The 24450-nt window shown below is 72.7% G+C and carries 21 protein-coding genes and 1 pseudogene; 12 read left to right on the forward strand and 10 right to left on the reverse strand.

Going from position 1 to position 24450, the window contains the following annotated elements:
• The 6 genes from C1I99_RS12285 to C1I99_RS12315 all read right to left on the reverse strand — a co-directional run.
• Positions 1–762, reverse strand: a 762-nt coding sequence (locus C1I99_RS12285) for a class I SAM-dependent methyltransferase (protein WP_111134352.1), incomplete at its 3' end; no start/stop codon positions are given.
• Between the two features lie 267 nt (positions 763–1029).
• Entirely contained in the window at positions 1030–1530 is a 501-nt protein-coding gene (locus tag C1I99_RS12295) for a DUF2231 domain-containing protein (RefSeq protein WP_111134353.1), read from the reverse strand.
• Positions 1531–1606: 76 nt separating this feature from the next.
• Positions 1607–2347, reverse strand: a complete 741-nt coding sequence (locus C1I99_RS12300; protein WP_111134354.1) for a GAF and ANTAR domain-containing protein — start codon at positions 2345–2347, stop codon at positions 1607–1609.
• Positions 2348–2555: 208 nt separating this feature from the next.
• On the reverse strand, positions 2556–4847 hold the full coding sequence (gene secA2 / locus C1I99_RS12305) for an accessory Sec system translocase SecA2 (protein WP_111134355.1): 2292 nt from the start codon (positions 4845–4847) through the stop codon (positions 2556–2558).
• Between the two features lie 312 nt (positions 4848–5159).
• Positions 5160–6248 (reverse strand): zinc-dependent alcohol dehydrogenase, encoded by a 1089-nt coding sequence (locus tag C1I99_RS12310; protein WP_111134356.1) that lies wholly within the window; start codon positions 6246–6248, stop codon positions 5160–5162.
• Entirely contained in the window at positions 6241–7251 is a 1011-nt protein-coding gene (locus tag C1I99_RS12315; RefSeq protein WP_111134357.1) for a Gfo/Idh/MocA family protein, read from the reverse strand. The genes C1I99_RS12310 and C1I99_RS12315 overlap by 8 nt, the downstream gene beginning before the upstream one ends.
• 225 nt (positions 7252–7476) lie before the next feature.
• Between C1I99_RS12315 and C1I99_RS12320 the strand changes: the two genes are divergently transcribed.
• The 4 genes from C1I99_RS12320 to ctaD all read left to right on the forward strand — a co-directional run bounded on the left by C1I99_RS12320 (position 7477) and on the right by ctaD (position 12631).
• Positions 7477–8460, forward strand: coding sequence for a glucosyl-3-phosphoglycerate synthase (locus tag C1I99_RS12320; RefSeq protein WP_233512480.1), 984 nt, complete (start codon positions 7477–7479; stop codon positions 8458–8460).
• Between the two features lie 73 nt (positions 8461–8533).
• Positions 8534–9691: a glycosyltransferase gene (locus C1I99_RS12325; protein ID WP_111134359.1), complete on the forward strand. Its 1158-nt coding sequence runs from the start codon at positions 8534–8536 to the stop codon at positions 9689–9691.
• A 182-nt stretch (positions 9692–9873) separates the two neighbouring features.
• Positions 9874–10326 (forward strand): DUF4383 domain-containing protein, encoded by a 453-nt coding sequence (locus C1I99_RS12330; RefSeq protein ID WP_111134368.1) that lies wholly within the window; start codon positions 9874–9876, stop codon positions 10324–10326.
• Between the two features lie 307 nt (positions 10327–10633).
• Positions 10634–12631, forward strand: a complete 1998-nt coding sequence (ctaD, locus tag C1I99_RS12335; RefSeq protein WP_111134360.1) for an aa3-type cytochrome oxidase subunit I — start codon at positions 10634–10636, stop codon at positions 12629–12631.
• A 118-nt stretch (positions 12632–12749) separates the two neighbouring features.
• On the opposite strand, the gene C1I99_RS12340 is transcribed toward ctaD, so the two are convergent.
• The 3 genes from C1I99_RS12340 to C1I99_RS12355 all read right to left on the reverse strand — a co-directional run bounded on the left by C1I99_RS12340 (position 12750) and on the right by C1I99_RS12355 (position 17167).
• Entirely contained in the window at positions 12750–13889 is a 1140-nt protein-coding gene (locus C1I99_RS12340; protein ID WP_111134361.1) for a SigB/SigF/SigG family RNA polymerase sigma factor, read from the reverse strand.
• A 222-nt stretch (positions 13890–14111) separates the two neighbouring features.
• Positions 14112–15515 (reverse strand): hypothetical protein, encoded by a 1404-nt coding sequence (locus tag C1I99_RS12345; RefSeq protein ID WP_111134369.1) that lies wholly within the window; start codon positions 15513–15515, stop codon positions 14112–14114.
• 527 nt (positions 15516–16042) lie between these two features.
• A complete protein-coding gene (locus C1I99_RS12355; RefSeq protein WP_111134363.1) occupies positions 16043–17167 on the reverse strand; it encodes a baeRF2 domain-containing protein in 1125 nt (374 codons plus the stop codon).
• Between the two features lie 144 nt (positions 17168–17311).
• Here C1I99_RS12355 and C1I99_RS12360 point away from each other — a divergent pair, with 144 nt between their 5' ends.
• On the forward strand, positions 17312–17860 hold the full coding sequence (locus C1I99_RS12360; RefSeq protein ID WP_111134370.1) for a hypothetical protein: 549 nt from the start codon (positions 17312–17314) through the stop codon (positions 17858–17860).
• A gap of 52 nt (positions 17861–17912) precedes the next feature.
• Here C1I99_RS12360 and C1I99_RS12365 read toward each other — a convergent pair whose 3' ends face one another.
• Positions 17913–18251 carry a DUF3817 domain-containing protein gene (locus C1I99_RS12365; protein ID WP_111134371.1) on the reverse strand — a complete coding sequence of 113 codons (339 nt, stop codon included), beginning with the start codon at positions 18249–18251 and terminating at the stop codon, positions 17913–17915.
• A 183-nt stretch (positions 18252–18434) separates the two neighbouring features.
• Between C1I99_RS12365 and C1I99_RS12370 the strand changes: the two genes are divergently transcribed.
• From C1I99_RS12370 to C1I99_RS32725, 7 genes and pseudogenes are all read left to right on the forward strand, one after another.
• Positions 18435–19913, forward strand: a complete 1479-nt coding sequence (locus tag C1I99_RS12370; RefSeq protein ID WP_111134372.1) for a glutamate-cysteine ligase family protein — start codon at positions 18435–18437, stop codon at positions 19911–19913.
• A 216-nt stretch (positions 19914–20129) separates the two neighbouring features.
• Positions 20130–21128, forward strand: a complete 999-nt coding sequence (locus C1I99_RS12375) for a hypothetical protein (protein ID WP_199562095.1) — start codon at positions 20130–20132, stop codon at positions 21126–21128.
• A 29-nt stretch (positions 21129–21157) separates the two neighbouring features.
• Positions 21158–21430, forward strand: a pseudogene (locus tag C1I99_RS12380) (catalase/peroxidase HPI); the annotation flags it as partial.
• A 297-nt stretch (positions 21431–21727) separates the two neighbouring features.
• Positions 21728–22393 carry a hypothetical protein gene (locus C1I99_RS12385; protein ID WP_158554047.1) on the forward strand — a complete coding sequence of 222 codons (666 nt, stop codon included), beginning with the start codon at positions 21728–21730 and terminating at the stop codon, positions 22391–22393.
• A 178-nt stretch (positions 22394–22571) separates the two neighbouring features.
• Positions 22572–23237, forward strand: a complete 666-nt coding sequence (locus tag C1I99_RS12390; RefSeq protein WP_438941406.1) for a class F sortase — start codon at positions 22572–22574, stop codon at positions 23235–23237.
• 66 nt (positions 23238–23303) lie between these two features.
• Positions 23304–23663: a hypothetical protein gene (locus C1I99_RS12395; protein ID WP_111134366.1), complete on the forward strand. Its 360-nt coding sequence runs from the start codon at positions 23304–23306 to the stop codon at positions 23661–23663.
• A 318-nt stretch (positions 23664–23981) separates the two neighbouring features.
• The gene (locus C1I99_RS32725) at positions 23982–24287 is read left to right on the forward strand and encodes an NUDIX hydrolase (protein WP_158554048.1); all 306 of its coding nucleotides are present in this window, start codon (positions 23982–23984) and stop codon (positions 24285–24287) included.
• Positions 24288–24450: the final 163 nt, after the last annotated feature.

A 24450-nucleotide genomic window follows, 5' to 3' on the forward strand; every position in this document is an offset into this window, starting at 1 on the left:
GAGGGTGAGTTTGCGGGCTTCGATGAGGAAGCGGCGGGCGTGGGTGACGAAGGCGCCGTCGGTGCGGATGCGGTGGTGCAGGCGGGCGAGCTGGGGGCGGTAACGGTCGACGGTGAAGCCGGGGACGGTCCAGACCACCTTGCGCAGGAACCAGACCACCGCGGCGACGTCGTGGAAGACCGCACGCAGGGTGGCCTCCCGCAGGTCCACCACCGTCAGGCCGGCGGCCCGGGCGGCGGCCGTCGCCTGCTCCGGGTGGCGTTCGGCCGGTGGCGGCAGCGGGCCGAGGATGGCCTCGCTGAGCTCGCGCATCGTGCCCGGGCCGATCTGCTGGGACAGGAACGTCCCGCCCGGGCGGAGCACCCGCGCGGTCTCCGGCCAGTCGGTGCGGACCGGGTGCCGGCTGACCACCAGATCGAAGGAGGCGTCCCGGAACGGCAGCGGCGAGTGCGGCGTCACCGCCACCACGGTGGCCCCGACCCGGCCCAGCGTACGCCGGGCCACCGCCACGTTCGGCGGCCAGCTCTCGGTGGCCACCAGCAGCCGGGGCGGGTGGGGCACCTCGGCAAGCACCCCCCCCCCGCCGGTGTCCACGTCCAGCGCCGCCGCCGCACCCGCCATCCGGGCGGCGACCAGGCGGGCGTACCCCCAGGGCGGGCGCTCCTCGGTCGCGCGGCCGGCCAGCCAGTCGAAGTCCCAGCCCGGCAACGGTGCTGTCGTGCCTTCGGCGATCAGCTCCTCGAAGCTCGGGTCGGTGCTCACCCGGCCAGCCTGTCCCGGGCACCGGAGCGGCGGCAACGCAATTCCGGCCGGCAACCGCCACCCGGCACGCGGTCGCCACCCGACGCGCGGTCGCCACCCGACGCGCGGTCGCCACCCGACGCGCGGTCGCCACCCGACGCGCGGTCGCCACCCGACGCGCGGTCGGCCCGGCTGGCCCGGTTCCGGGCCCGGCCGGCCAGGCCGACGCGTGTGCGGGCGAGCGGCCGGCCTCGTCGGCGGGTGTGCGGGCGAGCGGCCGGCGCGGGGTCAGGAGCGCCGGTGGACGATCTCCACCGTGGAGCCGGAGACCCCACCGAGGGCGTCGAAGGTGGTCGCCTCGGCCCGGCCGGCCTCGAACTGGCGCATCAGCCGGGCGCCCAACCGCACGCCCACCGCGCCGACGGCCAGGGCAACCAGCTCGGTGAGCAGCAGCACGACGTTGGTGCCGCGCTGCGGGGCGTCCGCCCGGACCAGGCAGGCGACCAGGAACAGCGCGGCCATCGCGACGTTGACCAGGTTGAAGGTGACGGCGGTGCGGCGGGTCCGCCCACGCGGCACGTCCCACAGGTCGATCATGCCGGCCACCGCGGCCAGCGCGGCCGCCACCAGCGCGGCCACGGCCGTCCAGTAGCCCACCTCACCGAGGAACGTCGGTCCCCCGACCACGTCGGTCAGATCGAACACGGTCGCGCTCACGAAGAGCCCGAACGGGAACGTCACCAGCATCGGTTGGATCGGGTGCCCCTGCACCCGCAGCCGGCTCTGCATGGTTCCCTCCCCCTGGTCACGATGGCCCGTCAGTCCAGGGTGCTACCCGGGTGCCAACCGGGCGAAACGACACGCCTCAGCTGTCCCGGGGCCGGGAGACCGTGCTCACCAGCCGCTCGGCCACCTCCCGCAACGGGATGGACAGCGACGACGCCGCGCTGCGCAACACCTCGAGCGCCTCCTCCGCCGGGCAGCCGCGCTGGGTCATGATCACGCCGATCGCCTGCCCGACCACGCCGTCGCCGAGCACCGAAGGGTCGAGTTCACCGGCCCGGGCCGCCCGGCGCTCCCGGTCCCGGACGGCCGCCAGCAGCAGCCCGGCGTGCTCGGCGAGCAGCATCGCGGTGAGCTGGTGCTGGGTGGTGAGCACCTCAGGGGCGCCGGCGTAGAGGTTGATCGCCCCGATCACCTGCTCGTCGACGTCGACCGGGGCGGAGATCACCCCCCGTACGCCGAGCTCCCGGGCCCGCGGCGTCCAGTCCGGCCAGCGGCGCTCGCGGCCCAGGTCCTCGCAGAGGACCATCTCCCGGCGCCGGATGGCGTCCATGGCCGGCGAGTCCGGGCCGTGCCGCAGGTCATCCAGGCCGGCCAGCCGGGCGTCGGAGGCGGCCACACCGGCCGGCTCGCCCGGCCGCAGGGCGGTGAAGCCGCACCAGCTCACCCCGGGCACCGCGTCCCGCGCGATCCGAACCAGCGCCGTCAGCGCCTCGTCGAAGTCGTCCACGGCGATGAGGCCCGCGGTCAGCTCCCGCAGCAGGGCCGCCGTCTCCAGCACCCCGAGCGTCTCCACCACCGGCTCCCGCATGTGCAGGTTCACCGGTTTACCGCCCCCGCTGCCTCCGTACTCGCCCGCGCACGCCCGACCGGTGCCGTCACCTGTTCCATTCGCTGATCTCTCCCGACTCTAGGGACCCGCCCTACTACCCCTGGAATCATGGGTCGAAACGGCGCAAAAGGGGGCCCCTTCCGGTGTGCTCGCCCGACGGCCGTGGGTGGCCGTGGCGCCGGAAGGCGACCCCGCCGCCTCAGCGGGAGGCGGCGCCCAGCCGGCGGCCGACCGAGGCGATCAGCCGGTCCAGCTCCGAGCCGAACGGATTGTCGTGCACGAGGTACGTCCAGGTCGCGCTCGGCCGCACCAGCTCGGCCTCGTCCGGCTCCCAGTCCTCGTCGAACTCGGTCTCGGTGAAGGTGGCGATGGTCCGCCGCTCGATCTCGGGGACGAGCTCGTTGAAGGCCGGCACCGCCGCCCGGTGGAACTCGTCGAGCGGGTCGAGGCGGCCGAGCGCCCGCAGGTGCACGCCCTCGCGTACCTCGGACAGCTCGGCGAGGTGCGCGGCCCAGAGCCGGTCGAGGTGGTAAAGGGCGATCGACCGGGCCACCCGGGCGAGCAGGTCCTCGTCCATCTCGCCGGCCTTGTCCGGGACCTTGTCCAGCAGCATCAGCGCCGCCACGTCGGTGGTGAGCAGCCGCTCCCGGCGCTCGGCGAGCGCCTTGCGCTGCTGCTCGATCACCACGCTGTAGCGCCAGGTGTTGCGGTGGATCTCGTGGTTGACGCCCTCGGCGACCCGCTGGGCGTGCTCCACCGCGTAGTCGACCTGCTCGTCGGTGACCAGGCCGTCGGCGTTCATCCGCGGCGACGGCGGGACGGTGTCGCCGGCGTGCCGCACCACCAGGTCGTCCTCCAGACTGACGAAGAACACCGAACCGCCCGGGTCGCCCTGCCGCCCGGCCCGCCCGCGCAGCTGGTCGTCGACCCGGCGACTGTCGTGCCGGCCGCTGCCGATCACGTACAGGCCGCCCAGCTCGGCCACCCGGTCCCGGTCGGCCTGGTCGCTGCCACCGAGGCGGATGTCCACGCCCCGGCCGGCCATCTGGGTGGAGACGGTCACCGCGCCGTACGCGCCGGCCTCGGCGATGATCGCCGCCTCCTCGTCGTCGTTCTTGGCGTTGAGCACCACGCAGGGCACCCCGGCGGCGTTCAGGCCGGCGGCCAGGCCCTCGGACTCCTTCACGTCGAGGGTGCCGACCAGCACCGGCCGGCCGGCGTCGTGGCAGCGCTTGATCTCGTCGACCAGCGCCTCCTCCTTCTCCGCCCGGGTGGCGTAGATCCGGTCCGGCTCGTCCTCGCGGATGCAGGGGGTGTTCGGCGGGATCACCGCCACCTCCAGGCCGAAGAACTCGCGCAGCTGGTCGCCGACCAGCACGGCGGTCGCGGTCATGCCGCAGACCATCGGGTAGAGACCGATGTACGCCTGCACGGCGATGGTGCCGAGCACCTCGCCCTCGGCGGTGGCGTCCAGCCCCTCCTTGGCCTCCACCGCCGCCTGCAGCCCATCCGGCCAGCGCCGGCGCTGGGCCACCCGGCCGCGCATCTCGTCGATCAGCTCCACCGAGCCGTCTCGGACGATGTAGTCCACGTCCCGGTGCAGCAGGGCGTGCGCGTGCAGCGCCACGTTGACCGCGGACAACTGCTCGACGTGCTCCTCGTCGTACAGGTCGATGCCGAGCTTGGCCTCGACGGCGGCCAGGCCGGCGGAGGTGAAGGCGACGCTGCGGCCGTCCTCGGCGACGGTGTAGTGCCTGCCCTTGCGCAGGCCGCGCACCAGCGCGGCCGCGGCGTGCACCGGATCCTGCTCACCGGGCACCGCGCCGGCCAGGACCATCGGCACCCGGGCCTCGTCGATCAGGATCGAGTCGGCCTCGTCGACGATCGCGGTGCGCAGCGCCGGCTGGACCCGGTCGGCGGCGTCGGTGACCAGCTGGTCGCGCAGGTAATCGAAGCCGGCCTCGCTCACCGAGACGTAGGTGACGTCGCAGGCGTAGGCGTCGCGCCGCTGCTGCGGGGTGGACGCCTCGTTGACCCAGCCCACGGTGAGGCCGAGCAGGGTGTAGACCGGCTCCATCCACCGGGCGTCGCGGCGGGCCAGGTAGTCGTTGACGGTGAGCACGTGCACCGGCCCGTTGCCCATCCGCACGTGCCCGTACGCGGCGATCGCGGCGGTGAGCGTCTTGCCCTCACCGGTGGCCATCTCGGCCACCTTGCCGGAGAGCAGCGCCATCGCACCGAGCAGCTGCACGTCGTACGGCCGCTGGTCGAGGCCGCGGCGGGCGGCCTCCCGGCCGACCGCGCAGATCTCCTCGTACCCCACCGCCGTGCCGGCGGCCTCGGTCAGCTCGGCGTCGTCGAGCGCCGACAGCGCCTCCGCGCGCGCCTCGATGGCCGGCAGGAGCTTCTCCAGCGGCCCCAGGTCAACCGTCGTGCCCGGGCGCTGGAGGAACCGCCGGAACCTGCTCTTGAACCGTTGCGACACACCCATGAGCGGCAACGGTACGCGACCCGGCCCGCGTTTCGCGGCCCGGCCGGCGTACCGGGGCCGGGGTGTCGCCGCCGGGCGTGCCCGGCGGTCAGCGGGGTCCGCCGCGCCGCCAGTCACCGCCCCTGGATGTGACCGTGCTCACCGGGCCGAGCGCCGCCTGGCATCCCGCCGGCGAGAGCGCGCCCACCACGGCCAGGGTGCCGCGGTGGGCCCGCAGTGGTCAGCAGGGCGACGCGGCCCCCGGCCGCGCCCCGACGGTGCCCTTGGCCGGAACCGGTAGCCGACCCGGGCGGGGGCCCGGCCCGCCCGGCATCAGGGCGTCAGCACGACCTGGAGCTCCTGCCGGCGGCGTTCGGCCAGGTCGATGAGGAGCCCCGGCGCCTCCTCGAACGGGACCACCGCCGAGACCAGGTGCTTGCGGATCACGTCCCCGTACGCCCGCAGCAGGTCGATCGTCTCGGCGGAGAGCCGCTCCCGGTCCCAGGTCGGGGCGAGCCCGCGGGGCACCCGGCCGACCTGCGCGCAACGCACCGACAGGCCGTTGTGGTGGAACTCCTCGCCGAACCGGACCGCGTCCGCGCCGGCCTGGTAGAAGGCCAGGTCGATGACCGCGCCCTGGGGACGCAGCAGGCGCAGCGCCAGGTGCAGCGCCCAGCCCTGCCCCCGGCACTGGAACACCACGTCGGCGCCCCGGTCTCCCGGGGCGTGCGCCCAGCGGGTCTTCAGCACCACCGCCGGGTCGTCGGCGTCCGGGTCGAGGGTCTCCAGGCCGAGCGCCTCGGCGACCTGCCGCCGGTGCGGCGTCGGGTCCAGCACCACCACCGACGCGGCGCCGTGCCGCTTGGCGAACAGGGCGGTGAGCAGGGCCACCACGCCGCTGCCGACGACCGCGACCCGGCGGCCGCGCACCCCGTCGCCGAGCACGCGGACGTCGCCGCCGTACAGGTCGGCGGCGGCGTGCAGCACGCCGTTGGCGCAGATCGGGCCCATGTGCGCGACGTAGATGCCGAGCAACGGGTCGACGTCCTCCGGCAGCGGCACGAAGCGTTCCCGGACCGGGTCGGCCACCCAGCCGGTGCGGTGGCCGTAGGTCATCGCACCGACGGCGCCGACCTCGATCGCGGGGGTACGGCTCTCCACCACCCGGCCGACCTGCATGTAGCCGACGCGGGTGACCGGGTAGGGCGTGCTCGCCTCGCCCGGCTGGAACAGTCCGAGGTCGGCGTTCCAGGTGACGTTCAGGTAGGGGTTGGTGCCCTTGACGTAGCTCAACTCGGTGCCGGCGGACACCCCGCTGTACAGCGTCCGCACCCGGAAGCAGCCCTCCGGCAGATCGGCGGCGTCCTGCTCGACCAGGTCCACCCGGCCCGGGCCGCTGACCACCACGACCTTGTCACGCACCGACGGTCACCCCCGTGGTGACCGCCGCCGCACCCCGCGGCGCATCCAGGCGTACGGTCCGGCCGGTGCGGGCGGAGTCGGCGATCGCGAGGGCGAGGCGCTGGGTGCCGAGCGCTTCGGCGTACGGGACGCGCACGTCGTCACCGACGCCGCGGACGGCGTCGACGAAGGCGCGGTCGACGGCGACCCGGGCGGCGTCCGGGTCGGCCGCGAAGCGCCGCTCGCCGTCGGCGTCCCGGACCACCAGGCCGTCCTCGGCCAGCGACAGGGCCAGCCCGTCGGCGAAGATCTCCAGCCCCGCCCGGTGCTTCCACCCGAGCACGCAGGCCGCGGCGAGCGTGCCGACCGCCCCGCCGGCGAAGCGCAGCGCCGCGGTGGTCACCGAGTCGATGTCGGCCCCGTCGACCGGCGGCGGCGCGCCGTCGCCGTACGCGGTCACCTCGGTCGCCTCGCCGACCAGCACCCGGATCAGGTCCAGCACGTGCGCGGCCTGCTCCACCACCGGGCCGCCGGAGCGGTCCCGCCGCGACCACCAGGCCACCGGGGGCACCTTGTCCAGCCAGGTGCCGCTGACCATCCGCACCGAACGGTCGCCGAGCAGTTCCCGGGCCCGGTCCACCACCGGCAGGTACCGCCAGTGGTGCCCGACGCCGGTGAGCAGGCCCCGCCCGGCGACCAGGTCGCCGATCCGCTCCGCGGTCGCCAGGTCCACCGCGACCGGTTTCTCCACGAACATCGGCACGCCGGCGGCGACCACGGCCTCCTCCGCCGGCCCGTGCGCGAACGGCGGCACGCAGACGTAGACCGCGTCCGGACCGGCGGCCAGCAACTCCTCGACGGTGGTGAAGGCCCGCCCGCCGTGCGCGGCGGCCAGCTGCGCCGCCGCCTCCGGCACTACGTCGGTCACCCCGAGCAACTCGACGTCGGCGAAGCCGCCGAGCACCCGGGCATGTCGTTGCGCCACCCCACCGGCTCCCACCAGTCCCACCCGGCACGTGCGCATTCCGTCAGCCCTTCCGCCGCATTTCACGTTAGGCGAGAAGGTCTCCCCCCGCCTGTGCGCAATCAAACGTTCATCACCCGGGAACGAATCGTGGTCACCCACGTGATCAAGCTGTTAGGGAAGATCCGGTTAGCGCGAGCTCGGTAGTGGGAAAACCAACCCCGGTTTTTCCGCCACGATCAGGGGGTGCCTGTGCGGAACACGGAATCGGCGGTCTCACCCGTGGTGGAGGCGTGGGCCACGTACCGGACGACGTCGGCGGCCGACTGGCCGGCGCGACGCCTGATGCGCGACAAGGGCGACAGCCGGGTCAGCGTGGTGCTGCCGGCCCGCAACGAGGAGGCCACCGTCGGCGCGATCGTGTCGACGATCCGGGAGCACCTGATGGATCGGGTGACCCTGGTGGACGAGTTGATCGTGGTGGACTCCCGGTCCACCGACCGGACGGCGCAGGTGGCCCGGGCCGCCGGGGCGGAGGTGGTCAGCCAGGACGCTATGACCCGCGGGCTGCCCCGGCTGACCGGCAAGGGCGACGCCCTCTGGGCGGGCCTGGCCGCCGCCGAGGGCGACGTGGTGGCCTTCGTCGACGCCGACCTGCGCGAATTCCGTCCCCACTTCGTCACCGGGCTGATCGGCCCGCTGCTGACCGACCCATCGGTCGACTTCGTCAAGGGCTTCTACCACCGGCCGCTGGTCGGCACGACCGGGGTCGAGGCCGACGGCGGCGGCCGGGTGACCGAGCTGATGGCCCGGCCGATGCTCAACCTGTTCTGGCCGGAGCTGGCCGGGTTCGTGCAACCCCTCGCCGGGGAGTACGCCGGCCGCCGCGAGGTGCTGGAACGGGTGCCGTTCGTCTCCGGCTACGGGGTCGAGACGGCGATGCTGATCGACCTGCTGGAGCTGGTCGGGCTGGACGCGCTGGCCCAGGTGGACCTCGGCGAGCGCAAGCACCGCCACCAGGACACCGCCGCGCTGGGCCGGATGTCGGCGCAGATCATGCTCACCGCCTGGTCGCGGTTGCAGCGGCGGGGCTGGGCGAGCCCGGGCGCGGTGCCCGCCGCCCTGCTGACCCAGTTCCGGCGGGGCGGCTCGGACGCGCTGCCGAACCTGGACCGGGAGATCGTGGTCAGCGACGTCTCCATCGAGGAACGCCCGCCCCTGGCGGAGCTGCGGCACCGGGTGCCCCGACGCCGGATGGCCGCGGCGTGATCCCGCGGTCGCGCGGGCCGGCCGGTGGCGGAACGCGGACGGCTCAGGGCCCCGCCGAGGGAAGGAATCCACGATGAGCCTCACCGTCCTGATGAACGCCGGTCCGTGGCTGTCCGTGCCGCCGCCCGGCTACGGCGGGATCGAGAACGTGGTCGCCACCCTGGTGCCGGAACTGCGCCGCCTCGGCGTCCGGGTGGTGCTCGCCACGGTCGACAGCAGCTCCCTCCCGGTCGACGAGAAGTTCTCCGTCTTCCAGGACGGGCAGTTCCACGCCCTGCAACGGCCGTACAACCAGGTGTGCGGCATCTCCCAGGCACACCTCAACGGGGTGGTGCGCCTGCTGCACTCCCGCGACGACATCGACCTGGTGCACGACCACGTGGAGGCGGTCGGGCTGGCCACCCTCGCGGCGATGGGCCCGGATGCGCCGCCGGCGCTGCACACCCTGCACTGGGACCTGGCCAAGCATCCGGCGCTCTACGGCAACCTCGACGGCGGCGACCGGGTGCGGGTCAACGGCGTCTCCGCCGCGCAGCTGGCCCGGGCACCGCAGGCGCTGCGCGACCACTCCGTCGGACACGTGCACCTGTCCACCCCGCTCGCCGTGGACGCCCACCGCCGACCGCCCGTGGACAAGGGCGACTACGTGATCATCCTGGGCCGGATCAACCCCGGGAAGGGGCAGGACCTGGGTGCCCGCCTCGCCCGGCGGGTCGGGGTGCCGCTGGTGCTGGCCGGCCCCGTCGGCCCGTACCACCGGCCGGAGGACCTGGCCGCGGCCGGGGACGAGGCGCGGCAGAACCCCGACGTCCGGTTCTTCCATGACGAGGTGGCCCCGCACGTCGACGGTGACCTGGTGCGCTGGGTCGGCACCGTGGCCGGGCAGGAGCGCGACGACCTGCTGGCCGGCGCCCGGGCCTCGCTGTTCCCGCTGCGCTGGGAGGAGCCGGGCGGCACGGCCGTGGTCGAGTCGCTGGCTGTGGGCACGCCGGTGGTGGCCACCGCCCGCGGCTGCCTGCCCGAGCTGATCGAGCACGGACGCACGGGGTTGCTCACCACCGACGAGGACGAGCTCGGTGACCTGCTGCTGGCCGCCAGCGTGCTGGAACCGGGCGAGTGCCGGCACGAGGCCGCCGCCCGGTTCACCCCGGCGATGATGGCGCAGCGGTACGTGCAGCTCTACGACCGGGTCCGGCAACTCACCGCCGCCCGGCGGCTGCAACCGGTCTGAGTCGCCTGCCCCGGCTCCGGTCCGCCGTCACGTCGCGGCGGGCCGGCCCCACCCGCTCCCGCGCCCGCCCGCCGTCCGTCGACGTGCACCGGCCCGGTCGCGGGTTTACCAGCCGCGGCAGCGGGTAGCTCGGTCTCCTGACCATCGCCACAGACTGTGAGGAGAAGCCGGTGACCGGTCCGATGGCCCACTCCCGTGCGCGGCACAACCCGGCCGACGGCAAGTCGCCGGTGCGGCGCGCCGCGGCCGTTGTGGCCGTGGTCTTCCTCCTCCTCGGCGTGCTGGGCTTCGTGCCGGGCATCACCAGTGACTTCGGCGACCTCCGGTTCGCCGGGCACCAGTCCGGCGCCAAGCTGCTCGGCCTGGTCCAGGTGTCGGTGCTGCACAACATCGTCCACCTGCTCTTCGGTGTCGCCGGCCTGGCCCTGGCCCGCACGGTCTCCGGGGCCCGGCTGTACCTCATCGGCGGCGGCGCCATCTATCTGGTGCTCTGGCTCTACGGCCTGGTGGTCGACCACCGCAGCGCGGCCAACTTCATCCCGCTCAACAACGCCGGCAACTGGTTGCACCTGTTCCTCGGCGTCGGCATGATCGCGCTTGGCCTGCTGACCACGCGGAACCGGGCCGCCCGCTGACCGGGCGAGCGACCGGGGCGCCCATGGCTGGCGCTGCTCGGATGCCGGTACCGCCACCTCCTTCTCGTCCGGGTGCCCGCCTGCTCGCGTCGAGGTGGTAGGCAGGCGGCTGGGCCGGCGCGGGGTGAGCCGGCGCCGGGGCAGCGAGCCCGCCGGCGACGGCACGGTGAACTGGGCGATGTTGCCCAGCAGTTGACCGAAATTACCGCTCTAGCCTGAATATCCGCTGTCGCCTGGTTTCATGGGCAGAGAGGCGGGTAGGCACGCGCCCGTCCTTTCTGTCGTCCAGCGGCCGGGTGAGGCTTCGATGTCCAAACGCGCCACCACGGAACCACCACGCGACCGGGGACCGGCGGTCCTGGCGCCGGCACGGTTCGGTGGCTATCCGGGCCCCCTGCGGCCGGCGATCCCGGGCGCCAAGCTGCTCCGATTCCTGGCCACCACCGACCACAAGCAGATCGGGCTGCTGTATCTGCTCACCTCGTTCGGCTTCTTCCTGATCGCCGGCGTCCAGGCGATGCTGATGCGCGCCGAGCTGGCCCGGCCCCGCCTGCAGTTCCTCTCCTCCGAGCAGTACAACCAGCTCTTCACCTCGCACGGCGCGATCATGCTGCTGCTGTTCGCCACCCCGGCGGCGTTCGGGTTCGCCAACTACATCGTGCCGATCCAGATCGGCGCGCCGGATGTGTCGTTCCCCCGGCTCAACGCCCTCGCGTACTGGCTCTACCTGTTCGGCGGCGTGATGGTGGTCGCCGGCTTCCTGACCCCGCAGGGCTCGGCCGACTTCGGCTGGACGGCATACACGCCGCTAAGCTCCGTCGAACACTCTCCCGGCGTGGGCGCGAACATGTGGGTGATCGGCCTGGTGATCTCCGGACTGGGCACCATCCTCGGTGCGGTCAACCTGATCACCACGATCCTGACCCTGCGCGCGCCCGGCATGACGATGTTCCGGATGCCGATCTTCACCTGGAACATGCTGTTCGTCAGCGTGCTGGTGGTCCTCGTCTTCCCGTTGCTCGCCGCGGCGCTGCTGGCGCTCTCCGCAGACCGGCTGCTCAACGCGCACGTCTACGACCCGGCGACCGGCGGTCCGATGCTCTGGCAGCACCTGTTCTGGTTCTTCGGGCACCCCGAGGTCTACATCATCGCGCTGCCGTTCTTCGGCATCATCACCGAGATCATCCCGGTCTTCGCCCGCAAGCCGATCTTCGGCTACACCGGTCTGGTGCTGGCCACCATCGCGATCACCGTGCTGTCGATGACGGTCTGGGCGCACCACATGTTCGCCACCGGCCAGGTGCTGCTGCCGTTCTTCAGCATCCTGAGCTACCTCATCGCGGTGCCCACCGGGGTGAAGTTCTTCAACTGGATCGGCACGATGTGGAAGGGGCAGCTCACCTTCGAGACGCCCATGCTGTTCGCCATCGGCTTCCTGGTGACGTTCCTCTTCGGCGGCCTCACCGGGGTGCTGCTGGCCGCCCCGCCCGCCGACTTCCACACCCACGACACCTACTTCGCCGTCGGGCACTTCCACTACGTGCTGTTCGGCACCGTGGTCTTCGCACTGTTCGGCGGCTTCTACTTCTGGTGGCCGAAGATGACCGGCCGGCTCCTGGACGATCGGCTGGGCAAGGCGCACTTCTGGACCATGTTCCTCGGCTTCCACGGGACCTTCCTGGTGCAGCACTGGCTGGGCAACGAGGGCATGCCCCGCCGGTACGCCGACTACCTGCCCACCGACGGTTTCACCGCGCTGAACACCTTCTCCAGCATCTCCGCGTTCGTCCTCGGCGCCTCCACGCTCTTCTTCATCTGGAACGCCTGGAAGTCCTGGCGGTACGGGGCCATGATCTCCGTCGACGACCCCTGGGGCTACGGCAACTCGCTGGAGTGGGCCACCACCTGCCCGCCACCGCTGCGCAACTTCGACCGGATGCCCCGCATCCGCTCCGAACGCCCCGCCTTCGACGCCAAGTACGGCACCCTCGTCGCCGACCTGGGCCGGGACCTGCCGCAGCGCACCACGGAACCACCACAGGAGTTCCGCGAGGTGCTGCACCGGGAGAAGCACGTGCCCGAGCCGCCCAGCGCCGAGGGCGCGCACGGCCCGCGGGAGGTCACCGAGTACCAGCCGGCGCCGCAGTCCGGGGCCCGGCCGGTGGACGTGCCGGAGCCGGACGAGGTGCGCCGCGCCAGCTTCGAGGAGACCGACGAGCCGGAGGACACCCTGTTCGCGCGGGAGCCGCAGGAGAACGACCGCTGGCGGCACCCGCGCGGGCACGGCGACACCACCGAGAACTGACCAATGACGTGCCCGCGTGGGGCCGCCGAAGAGCCCGCAAGGGACCGCCGGCTCCGCATGGCATGGGCCACCACGAGCCCGCACGGACCGCCGAGCCGACCGGCTCCGTCGTCCGCGGTCAGCCCTCCCCGGCCGGGGTGAGCCCCGCGGCGGTCAGCGACCGGCGTACCGCCGGTTGGACCCGGGTCAGGCGCAGCGGCACCCCGGTGCGGGCCGCCGCCTCGCGGCCGGCCATCAGCGCGGCGATCCCGCCAGCGTCGAAGCCGCCCGCGCCGACCAGGTCGACCACCACCTCGGCGGGCTGGCCGGTCACCGCCGCCAGCATCGCCTTGCGCAACTGGTCCGCACCGTCCCGGTCGACCTCACCGCCGACCTCCACGACCACCCGATCGCCGTTGTGCCGCACCGAAATCCGGGTCTTCGCCGGATCGACCTCGGGCGTCCCGTTCTGCCACGGCGGCGGCGCGTCGGCGAGCATCGCCTGCCGCAGCCAGGTCAGTGCCCGGGAGAGCAGCCGGGAGACGTGCATCTGGGAGATGCCGAACCGGGCCGCGATCTCGGCCTGGGTCTGGTTGCCGTAGAACCGCATGGCCAGAATCCGCCGCTCCCGCCACGGCAGGCGGTGCAGCAGCCCGCTGACGGTCACCCGGTCGTCGACCGATTCCAGCGCGTTGTCCGACTCGCCGACCAGATCGCCGAACTCGGCGGAACTCTCCCCGCCGACCGGAGCGTTGAGCGAGGCCGGGCTGTAGCCGGCGGCGGACTCCAGCGCGGCGAGGATCTCCTCCTCCGGCGTCTCCAGCCGCTCGGCCAGCTCGGCGACCGTCGGGGCCCGGGACAGCTCGCTGGTCAGCGCCGCGGTGGCCTGCCCCACCTCGAGGATCAGGTCGCGCAGCCGGCGGGGCACGTGCACACCCCAGGTGCGGTCCCGGAAGTGCCGCTTGATCTCACCCACGATGGTGATCGCCGCGTACGCGGTGAACGAGCCCCGCTCCGGGTCGTACCGGTCGACCGCGTTGACCAGGCCGAGGCGGGCGACCTGCTCCAGATCCTCCAGCGGCTCCCCCCGCCCGCGGTACCGGCGGGCCAGCCGCCCAGCGAACGGCAGCGCGAAGCGGACCAGGTCGTCGCGGGCCTCCTGCCGCCGTTCGGGCGGCAGTCCCTCGATCCGTGCCGCGTACGCCAGCGCCGCCGCGTCAAGGTCCTCCAGACCCCGATCGGTGGGTGGTGGTGTGGTCGTGCTGGTCTGTCCGAACATCCGCGCCTCCCTCAGGAAGGTCCCCCGCCCGGATTCGCAGAACCGGTCGTGCGTGGTCGTACCACGCACCGGGCCGGAAGTGGGTCACATGACTGGGATGCAAACGGGCGACGACGCCGCACCGGACGGCATGATCAGGCCGTCGCAGCCAGCGGTGTTCCCGCTCCGTAGGTACTCAATCACGGGACCCAGGGTTCGCGAGGATGTTTCGGTGGGCCGGTCTCAACAGACCAGCAAGCCCTGGTGGATGCCGCTGTCGCGGAGCGTGTCCAGGGCATCGGCCAGGGTCAGCGGGGCTGGTGTCGGCAGGTCGTACGGCTGGGCCCGCAGCACCTCGGTGGCCCGGCGGGTGGGCACCGAGGTGACCGGGTAGCCCCGGGCGGTGGTGCGGTCCAGCGCCCGGCGGCGGCGGCCGAACCCGGCGACCGCCAGCCACTGCGGCAGCCCGGCCAGGGCCGGTGACCGGATGCCCGGGGGCTCGGGCAGCACGTCCACGGAGCTGAACGGCTCGCTCCCGGCGAGCCACCACTCCACCCCCTCCACGCTGCGGCGGGTGGCGTTCTCGCACCAGTACGGCACCATCCCGGCGCGGACCACCTGCCAGGGGTCGAGCAGCCGGCCGCACTCGACCACCAGCCGGTCGCCGGTCTTGCCGGCCGCCCGCAGCCAGCGCCGGTACAGGTCGGCGGTGGCCGCGCTGAACGCCTCCGGCTGCGGGAACAGGACCCGGTGCAGCGGATGCCCGTGCCGCCCGGTCCACTCCCGGGCGCTGAGTTCGAAACCGGACTCCACGCCGTGCTCGGCGGAGGCGGGCGGGGAGGAGACCTCCGGCGGCTCCCAGTACGCCCCGTCGCCACCGGCCGAGCGGAGCACCTGGCGCAGGGCGTGGCTGTCCGGGTGGAAGTCCACCGGGTCCAGGCCGCTGGCCGGGCAGCCGACCTGGAAGCTGTGGCCGGGCGCGGAGTCGAACACCGGCCAGGAGCGGGCGTCGCGCAGCAGCAGCACCGGGGCGCCGGGCTCCAGCCGGTCGGCCAGGAACCGGGTGTACGCGGCGGGCAGGGACCGCCACCGGGCTGCGAGCGCGACGGTCACGCCGGCCAGCGCACCCCGGCTGGCGGGGCAGTGCACCTGGCGTACGTGCAGGTCGGGATTGCCGGCCAGGAGCCGGGCGGTGAGCGCGGCGCCGTGGTCCAGGGCGGCCCGCGGCCGGTCCACCGCCCCCTGCGCCCAGTGCACCGTCATCTCGAACCCGGCAGGCAGCCAGGGCACGCCGAGCGCCACCGCCAGGTGCGCCCCGGCACCGTGCGGGGAGCCGAGCAGGGCCCCCGGGTATCGGCGGCGCGGGTACTGGTCGACGAACCAGCCGGCCACCCGTGCCGCGTCGACCTCCGCCGTCTGCCCCGGCGTGAGCGCCGCCCGACCGGCCGCCCGGGTGACCGCCGCCCGCCGCACCGGTTCGGGCGCGCCGGTGAACCGCGACAGCGGGCCGGGGTGGCCCAGATCGGCGCAGTCCACGCCGCGCAATGCCCGGGCGGTGACCGCGACCAGGACCCGCGCCGTGCTGCCGGCCGCCACCACCCGATCTCCGGCCAGGCCGGCACCTTCGGCCGTGAGCCCCTCGCGCACCTTGTGCACCGGCCCCACCTTGCCTCGTTCGCTCACCACGCGACCCGGCTTCCCGTCCCGATGCGGTTCAAACGGGGCATCCTTCACCGGGCGGGAGTAATCCGAGGATCTCTGGCGGTTCGCCGGTGCCGAGGTGTGCCGATCTCCCCGTCCCGGCTGGGCCCGCCGTCCCGGCAGGGGTGGGTTTCGCCGTTCTGCCACCGCGCGGGCCCGCGCCCCAGCCGCTCGACGACGGCACGCCGAGACCGGCGGCTTCCCGCCGGCACCGGCCGAAGGGCCTGGGTGCACCGTCCGCCGCGATCCTGCCGCGACCCGCCGGACGGCCCGGTACGTGTTCCGCCCGAGCCGCGCCACCCGCAGCTGCGGCGAGGAGGGCGGCGGGACTCCGGCACGAGCAGCCGCGCCTGCACCGCGCAGACCTGGCCGGGCACCGGAAAGTAGTCCGTCCACGGGTCGTTCGTGCCCACCATCAGCAGGGTGTCGCAGCCGCCCGCAGCCGATCGACCACCAGGTCGGCAACGGTCCGCTCAGCCAATGCCACGCCCCGGGGTGCCCGCGTCCACGTACCGCAGCACCGCCCCGACACCGTCGGTCAGCTCCGGCGCCTCGTCCGGCCCGAGCACCGTCAGCTCGGCGTCGGTGCCGACCAGCGCGCGGACCAGTGCCGCGTCGGCGCGGACCTGCTCCGGGTCGGCCACCGACATCGCGGTCAGCTGCCCCGGGTCCGTGGCGATCTCGGTCGGCTCGGGCCCGATCCACAGTTCTCCCGTGGCCGACGGGTCGTCGACGATGAGCATGGTGTCGACCTGGTTGCGCTGCAGCGCGGCGACGACCGCGCCCAGCCCGGCGCCGACGTCCTCCTGCATCCCGAACCGGTCCAACGCCCGGCTGATCCGCTGGTCGGCCACCTCCGCGATGGTCTGCACGGTGAGGTCGTCCAGCAGGGTCTGGTCCGCGCCGCGGGCCCGCTTGCCGGCGTCCGTGCGAACCAGCACGTCCTGCCAGCGTTCCGGCAGCTGTGCGGCAATCATGCCGGTGGCCCGCACGTCGCCGGCCACCACCACCACGTCGGCGCCGACCCGGTCCGCCAGTTCCACCGTCGCCGCGGTGACATCGCCGGCGTTGTGGTGCCATGCCTCCACCGCCGCCCGCTGGTACCGGGACTGGGACCAGCCGCCGGGGTTCACCCTGCTCAACTGGTAGCTCTCCCGGCCCGCGACGTGCGCCCGGCGCGGCACCCCGCCGGCGCTGACCGCCATCGCGTCCGCCCCGGCCCGGTCGGCCAGCACCCGCACCCAGGCCACCTGCTCACCCCGCTGGGCCAGCATCGGCATCACGTGCGGCAGGGAGCTGAACGCGGCCAGGTCGCGCAGCGGCGGCGCGGACAGGTACTCCGACAGCACCACCCGACCCCGGGTGGCGAAGATCGCCAGGCCGTAGTCCCCCGCCATCGGGTCGTGGCCCCGCACGACCGCCTCGATCGCCTCGATCGAGGCGAGGTCGGCGCGCTGTTGTTGAAGTTGGTCGCGCAGGCCACGCCACCGCAGATCGAGCGCCGGGTGGGCGTCCTCGGTGTTCGCGGAGGCGTCCACGTAGACCGAGCACCACGGGCCCGGCCGGTCGTAGAGCGGGCGCAGGAAGGACAGCTGCATGCTCGACCCCTTTCCAGCTCGGCCCTACGCATACCCGCGCCGGTCCGGTTGTCACCTGGCCGCCCCTGAACCACGTGACCAGGTTTCATTCACGTCGTTCAACCTCGCCGACCGATACAATCAGTGAAGGGAGCCGGACTCTGGGTGGTGGACATGGACAGCGACCTGCAATTCCGGCGGATCGCCCATCCCACCGACCGGATCGTCACCGGGCGGATCATCCGGCTCCTCGACGGCTACCCCCGTGAGCTGCGGATCGGCCAACCGGTGCTGGTCGTGGTGCTCGCCGCGGCCGGGGTGGCGGGCCTGCTGGTGGCCGCGCTTCGCTCGCTCCTGTCGGCCGGCTCCGGCGGCCCGCGGCGCCGCTTCAAGGAACTGAAGAAGGGCCCCGAGTACCTGGTCACCCCGGTGCGGCTGCGCGACACCGCCGGTCAGCTGTGCGAGGTCGAGCTGCACGGGCACCTGCCGCAGAGCGCCCTGCACCCGGCGGACCACGTGCAGCTCACCCTGCGCCCGCAACGCGATCCCGACCTGCCGCCACGGATCGAGCGGATCGTCAACCTCACCACCGGGCAGCTGCTCACCCCGCGGACCGCGACCCTCTGGTCCCACCTCGGGCCGCCACTGCTGCTGCAGGCGGCACTCGGGGCCGCGCTGATCGCCGCGCTGGCCGCCTGCTCCGCGCTCACCTGACCACCGCCGGGCCAGCCACCACCCGGCGATAGCTCTGCGGCGCCCGCGCCGGTCAGCCGACCGGTGCGGCCTCGCGGACGGGTTCGCCGACGGGGTTGAGCATCCCGCGCCGCCGAGCCCAGCGCTCGAAGGCGAGGGTGGCGAACGGCGGCACCGCGCAGGCCAGCGCCAGCCCGGTCGCCGGCAGGCTCCACCGCCGCAGCCGGGCCACGACCAGCACCAGCACGCCGTAGGCGATGAAGAGGCCGCCGTGGATCGGCCCGAAGACCTGCACACCGACCTCGTTCGCGGGCGGGCCGTACTTGACCGCCATGCCGACCAGCAGCGCGGCCCAGGAGACCGCCTCGGCGATCGCCGCCACCACGAACAGTCGGGTCACCTTCGCGCGCATGAACCGCTCCCCCATCTTCCGACGCGGCCATGTTAGCCGTGGTAAGCGGCCCGCCCGGCCCGACCGGCCGGGACGCGACGGGGATCACCGCGGCCGGCGCGGGTAGATGACGGGAGCGTCGGGCTTCCCCGGCACGGTGGGACGTGCGAGGTTAGGGAGACCAGCGGTGACAGGGTGGTGACCATGGGCGAGGAAGTCGGCGTGCGGACCTTCAGCCGCGAGGATCGGGCCCGCTACCGGGAGAAGGTACGCCGCTGTCTCGACGTCTTCGCCGAGATGCTGCGTGAGTCCCGTTTCGACGTCGACCGGCCGATGACCGGGCTGGAGATCGAGCTCAACCTGGTCGACGACGACTCGATGCCCGTGATGCGCAACGCCGACGTGCTGGCGGCGGTCGCCGACCCGAGCTTCCAGACCGAGCTCGGCCAGTTCAATGTGGAGATCAACGTGGCGCCCCGCCGGCTGGCCGGTACCGGCACCGCCGACTTCGAGGAGCACGTCCGGGCCAGCCTGAACGCAGCCGAGGAGAAGGCCCGCGCGGTCGGCGCGCACATGGTCATGATCGGGATCCTGCCGACGCTGCGCCCCGAGCACCTGACCGCGGCGACGCTGTCCGCCAACCCCCGCTACGAGCTGCTCAACGAGCAGATCTTCGCCGCCCGCGGGGAGGACCTGCGGATCGCCATCAACGGGGTGGAACGGCTGGCGGTCACCGCCGACACCATCACCCCGGAGGCGGCCTGCACCAGCACCCAGTTCCACCTCCAGGTCAGCCCGGCCCAGTTCGCCGACTACTGGAACGCCGCGCAGGCGATCGCCGGTATCCAGGTGGCGCTCGGCGCCAACGCGCCGCTGTTCTTCGGCCGGGAGCTGTGGCGCGAGACCCGCATCCCGCTGTTCCAACAGGCCACCGACACCCGACCCGAGGAGATCAAGGCCCAGGGCGTACGCCCCCGGGTCTGGTTCGGGGAACGCTGGATCACCACGGTGTTCGACCTGTTCGAGGAGAACGTGCGCTACTTCCCCGCCCTGCTGCCGGTCTGCGACCCGGAGGACCCGGCCGAGGCGCTCGCCGCGGGCGGCGTGCCCAAGCTGGCCGAGCTGCGGCTGCACAACGGCACCGTCTACCGGTGGAACCGGCCGGTCTACGACGTGCTGCGAGGCCGGCCGCACCTGCGGGTGGAGAACCGGGTGCTGCCGGCCGGGCCGACCGTGCTCGACACGATCGCCAACGGCGCGTTCTACTTCGGCCTGGTCCGGGCGCTGGCCGAGGCCGACCGGCCGCTGTGGTCGCAGATGTCGTTCAGCGCCGCGGAGGAGAACTTCACCAGCTGCGCGCGCCACGGCATCGACGCGCAGGTCTTCTGGCCGGGCCTGGGCTACCTGCCGGTGACCGAGCTGGTGCTGCGCCGGCTGCTACCGCTGGCCCACCACGGGCTGGACCGCTGGGGCCTCGACCCGGACGAGCGGGACCGGCTGCTCGGCATCGTCGAGCAGCGCTGCCTGACCGGGCGCAACGGCGCGAGTTGGCAGGTGGAGACGCTGCACCGGCTGGAGTCCGCCGACCACCTCGACCGGCCGGCGGCGCTGCGCGAGGTGGTCCGGCACTACGTGACGCTGATGCACAGCAACCGCCCGGTACACGAGTGGCCGCTGCCCTGAGCACCGGATCGCGCTGACCGCCGTCCGGCTGGCGACCGCGAGTGCGAGTGCGCACGACGGAAGAACCCGGACGGCCGGAACCGCCCGATGATGAAACGCGGACATCGACCGGCACGATCCGGCAACCCACCGAGACGAGACGAGCCGGCCCGGTGTCGCGCACCGGCCGCGGCGTCGTCGCCCCGTCCGGTCCGTCCGCCATCGCGAGGAGCGCACGTGACGCAGACCCACAGGTCCTCTCCCCGACCCGAGGCGCCCGTCCGGATCGGGCCGCAGACAACGCCGACCGGTACGTCCACGTTCGTCAACGGACACTTCCCGCGCCGCCGTGGGCTGATCATCCTGCTCAGTGTGCTCGGCGGGTTCCTGCTGACGGTGATCTGGTCGGCGGAGTTCGTCGACCGGACCATCGGCGACAACGTCGCCAACACCCTGCTCGGCCACGACGCGAAGGAGACGCCCCTGCAGGGAATCGTCGCCGGGATCCTCTTCGCCTTCGTCTCCGGCATCGCGGGCACGTTCACCGCCTGCAACATCGCCGCCTTCGGGGCGCTCGCTCCGCTGACCGGCACCGCCGGCGGTCGGCTCAACCGGTTCGTGCAGCCGCTGAAGCCGCTGGGCTGGATGTCGATGGGCATGATCGCGGTGTCCGCCGCGTACGGCGCGGTCGTCGGCGTCGTCGGCACGTCGATGCCGCAGTTCTCCACCGCCGCCAACCCGGCCGGGGGCCTGTCCCCACGCAGCATCCAGGCGATGGTCGTCTTCGGCGTGATCGGACTGATCATGATCTATCTGGGCCTGGCCGCGCTCGGCGTGGTGCCCGACCCGTTCGCCCGGATCGCCCGGCGCCACCCCAACGCCCCGATGGTCTTCATGGGCGCGCTGATCGCCGGCTTCCTGATCGGCCGGCCGTTCGCGCTGTTCCGGCAGATGTTCCGCGACGCGGCGGAGAGCGGCAACCCGCTGTACGGCGCGGCGGCGTTCACCCTGCAGTCGATCGGCAACATCGTCATCATGGCCGTGCTGTTCCTGCTGCTGACCTGGTTCGCCGGGAGCAGGCTGCAGACCTGGTTCGCCGCCCGCCCGACCCGGCTGGCGGCGATCACCGGGGCCGCGTTCCTCGTCGCAGGCGCTTTCACGTTCCTCTACTGGGACGTCCGCCTGCTGGCCCGCCGCGACATCATCCCCTGGTACCCGACCGCCCCCTGGACCTGACGGGCGATGGCGGGCATACCGCCCGCCCCCTGCGAGCCGGACAGAAGTTGTCGCCGGAGACCCTGCTGCTGGACCGGGCCAACCTGTTGACGCTGACCGCTCCCGAGATGACAGTCCTGCTCGGCGGCATGCGGGCTCTGAACGCCAACGCGGGGCACGCACGCCACGGCGTCTTCTCCGACCGGCCCGGGACGTTGACGAAGGACTTCTTCGTGAACCTGCTCGACACCGGCACGGAGTGGAAGGCATCCACCTCGGCCGAGAACGTGTTCGAGGGTCGGGATCGCGCCACGGTCGAGATCAACCGGTACGACCTCGTTTGATACGGAGGGCCCCGGCCGCGTGGCCCCTCCCTCCACCTCGTCCCAGCCGCGCCAGCCCGGCCACCGGCGCCACCGGCGGGGTGGGCCGGTCGAGGCCGAGCACCAGCGCGCCCCTTGGGCTGCGCCGCATATCCCCCAGAAGACATGAATTAACTACTTATAGCATCTCAAGGTCTAGATGTTACGAAAGCTGGAAAATCCTCTTGTTTCATGTGAATCCGCCTAATGTTCGTCATGGCTCGTCCTCCTGAGCCGACCCGAAAGGGAGTGAGGAACATGTCGATGAGGTTTTTGACCAAGCTTGCCGGCGGGGTGGTGCTGGGCAGCGCCGCCCTGCTGCTCGCTGCGCCCGCCACCGCGCTCGCCGCGAGTGACGGAGAACTTAACGAGCCCATCGCCTCGAACCAGGGGCAGAAGTCGAAGAACAAGTCAGACGACAAGCCAAAGACGTTCAACCTGCGCGACAAGGTGGGTAACGGAGTCACCTGCGCGACCAACAAGCAGATCAACGAGCAGAACATCTCCCAGATCATCAAGGACAACACCATCAAGGACAGTGTCGTCACCTTCAACCTCAACGCAGAGAGCAATGCGGCGAACGTAATCGACACCCAGTCCATCGTCGTCTGCATCCGGGACCTCGAGGTGGAGGTGGACGTGGAGATTGGTCTGCTCGGCGACCTCCTCAGGATGGCCGAGGCCGGTATCGGCGGGACTGGTTCGCCGGTGGGCCAGCCTGCCGGCAACACCGCCGCGTACGCGGATCCGGACGGAGCTTGGGTGTTGCCGAAGACGGCCGGTGTCGCGGCCGGTGACGGTGGCGCGCTCGCCGACACCAACACCGGTGCTCTGACGGCGGCCGGTGCCGGCATGATGGGCGTGGGCGTGCTCGGTGGCATCGCACTACTGCGCCGGCGGTCCGCCAATGGCACTGTCGCCTAGGGCGGCCAGGAGCGCCAGCGGTCGCCACGGTTTCCCGTGGCGTGCCGCTGGCCTCGTCCTGGTCGTCCTTATAACCCTCACCGGAGCAGGACTGGTCGCGCTCGCGGCCACGGCTCCTGATCCGGTCGGGCCGCCACAGCCCGACCCCGCCGCCGCACCGCAGTCCCTGCTGTCACCGTTGGCGGACGAACCCACCACACCAGAGCCGACGCCGAGCGAAGCCAACGCGTCGCCGACCACCGGGGCGAACCACGGCGAGGCGCGTAATGCTCCCGGCCGCCCCGACGACGATCGCCGGTCCGCCGCGACCCGCCCGTCTCCCTCACCGAGTCTGACCGGGATGCCGCGATCGCAACCCACCCGCATCAAGATCCCGCGCATCGGCGTTGACGCGCCGACGGCTCCGCTCGGACTGGACCGGAACCAGCAGATCGCCGTCCCGCCGCTGAATCAGCCCCATACGACCGGGTGGTACAAGCTGGGACCAAGCCCCGGCGAGGTTGGGACCGCGGTGGTGGTGGGCCACGTCGACTCACGGGTCACCGGGCGGGCCGTCTTCTTCCGCCTCGGCGCGCTGAAACCGGGAGACACCATCGAGGTGCTCCGCAAAGACGGGAAGAAGGCCAGTTTCACCGTCGACGGGGTGGCTCGCTACCCGAAGAAGAAGCTCCCGCTGAACCTGGTCTACGGTCACACCGGCAAGGCGCAGCTCCGGTTGATTACCTGTGGTGGCGGCTACGACAAGGCAGCGAAGTCGTACAAGGAAAACATCGTGGTGTTCGCGACCCTAGTCACGGACCGCGCACCGGGTTCTCGGCCCACCCCTCAAGGCAATCAACCATGAACATACGGATACCGGCTCGCGCCCCTCGCCAACAATGGGCACCCGCCGCCACGTCTACTGTGAGGCATGCTCGAAGCCGGTAACCGCATGCGCGGCCAACCGCCCCCGCCGGCCGTCGTCTTCGAGGCACTCGCCACGCCCGACCGCGACCCGACGCGTCCCTGGCTGCGGTTGCTCGACGATGAGCAGGCACCGCGGATCCTGCGCGCCGAGCGCCCGCACCTGGTCGTCTGGTCGTCGCTGTGGCCACGGCGACCGGATGCCCAGGTGCAGTTCCACCTGGCGTCCGACAGTGGTGGCGGCACCCAGTTGCGCTGGAGGCTCCTGGTCGCCGGGCCCCTACCCGACCCGTCGCTGCTCGGGCACCTGCGCAAGCGGCTCAACGTACTGATCAACGAGAACCTGCGCGCCACCTTCGGCCAGTAGGCCAACCACCCGCTCGGCGCGGCCCGGTCACCGGGTCAGGCCGACCAGCGTCGCCAGGCGCGCCACGCCGGCCAGCGCCGGGTGGCCCCGGGCGACCTCGGCGATCACCGTACGCGCCGCCGGCCGGCACCAGCCGGCGCGACGGCGTCGGCGTCGACCAGCGCGCGGCGGCGCCGCCCCGGAGCTGGGCGGCGATCCCGGCGGCCCGGTCGGTCAGTTCCTCGGCACGGTGGGCGTCGCCGCAGCCGGCGCCGGACAGGGCGGCCTGGTGATGCCTGCACGCGCGAGATTCGCGAAGAGTTGGGCACCGCCGTCGCGGTGGGCGACCTGCTCGTCGTGGACTGGGCACCGCCTGCCGGGCACCGGCCACGCGCCCTCATCCACTTCACCTTCGACTGCGGGACCGTCAGCGACCTGGACGGCTTCGACCTGCCCGGACAAGAGCTGGAAGACATCGCCTTCTGCTCACCTCAAGCGGCCGAGCAGCGTCTGCCCGACACCGTCGCTCCACGAGTCCGCACGGCCATGAAGGCCCGAGCCCGACACACCTCGGTATACCTTACCGGCGGTTCGGCCACCCTAGCGACCTCGTCATCAGTCGATGAGGGAACTGGCAGATTCTAGGACTGACCTGCCTCGCGGTGCCCTCAGCTGCCATTCCGTCTACCGCCGACCGATACCGTTCAGATTTGCCAGGAGTTCAGAGCGCCACTATCGCCGCTGTCTCCGCCGGTAGCTCGATCCGGTCCCGCATCACCGTGACCCCGCCCCCCGTCGCCAGCAGCAC

The sequence above is a fragment of the Micromonospora deserti genome, from assembly GCF_003236335.1.
In the GTDB taxonomy this organism is placed as follows: Bacteria; Actinomycetota; Actinomycetes; order Mycobacteriales; family Micromonosporaceae; genus Micromonospora; species Micromonospora deserti.

Excerpts from the sequence above, each read along its gene's own strand:
- C1I99_RS12295 (WP_111134353.1), bottom strand. The coding sequence starts at position 1,530 with ATGCAGAGCCGGCTGCGGGTGCAGGGGCACCCGATCCAACCGATGCTG.
- secA2 (WP_111134355.1), bottom strand. The coding sequence starts at position 4,847 with ATGGGTGTGTCGCAACGGTTCAAGAGCAGGTTCCGGCGGTTCCTCCAG.
- C1I99_RS12315 (WP_111134357.1), bottom strand. The coding sequence starts at position 7,251 with ATGCGCACGTGCCGGGTGGGACTGGTGGGAGCCGGTGGGGTGGCGCAA.
- C1I99_RS12325 (WP_111134359.1), top strand. The coding sequence starts at position 8,534 with ATGAGCCTCACCGTCCTGATGAACGCCGGTCCGTGGCTGTCCGTGCCG.
- C1I99_RS12330 (WP_111134368.1), top strand. The coding sequence starts at position 9,874 with ATGGCCCACTCCCGTGCGCGGCACAACCCGGCCGACGGCAAGTCGCCG.
- ctaD (WP_111134360.1), top strand. The coding sequence starts at position 10,634 with ATGTCCAAACGCGCCACCACGGAACCACCACGCGACCGGGGACCGGCG.
- C1I99_RS12340 (WP_111134361.1), bottom strand. The coding sequence starts at position 13,889 with ATGTTCGGACAGACCAGCACGACCACACCACCACCCACCGATCGGGGT.
- C1I99_RS12355 (WP_111134363.1), bottom strand. The coding sequence starts at position 17,167 with ATGCAGCTGTCCTTCCTGCGCCCGCTCTACGACCGGCCGGGCCCGTGG.
- C1I99_RS12365 (WP_111134371.1), bottom strand. The coding sequence starts at position 18,251 with ATGCGCGCGAAGGTGACCCGACTGTTCGTGGTGGCGGCGATCGCCGAG.
- C1I99_RS12370 (WP_111134372.1), top strand. The coding sequence starts at position 18,435 with ATGGGCGAGGAAGTCGGCGTGCGGACCTTCAGCCGCGAGGATCGGGCC.
- C1I99_RS12385 (WP_158554047.1), top strand. The coding sequence starts at position 21,728 with ATGTCGATGAGGTTTTTGACCAAGCTTGCCGGCGGGGTGGTGCTGGGC.
- C1I99_RS12395 (WP_111134366.1), top strand. The coding sequence starts at position 23,304 with ATGCTCGAAGCCGGTAACCGCATGCGCGGCCAACCGCCCCCGCCGGCC.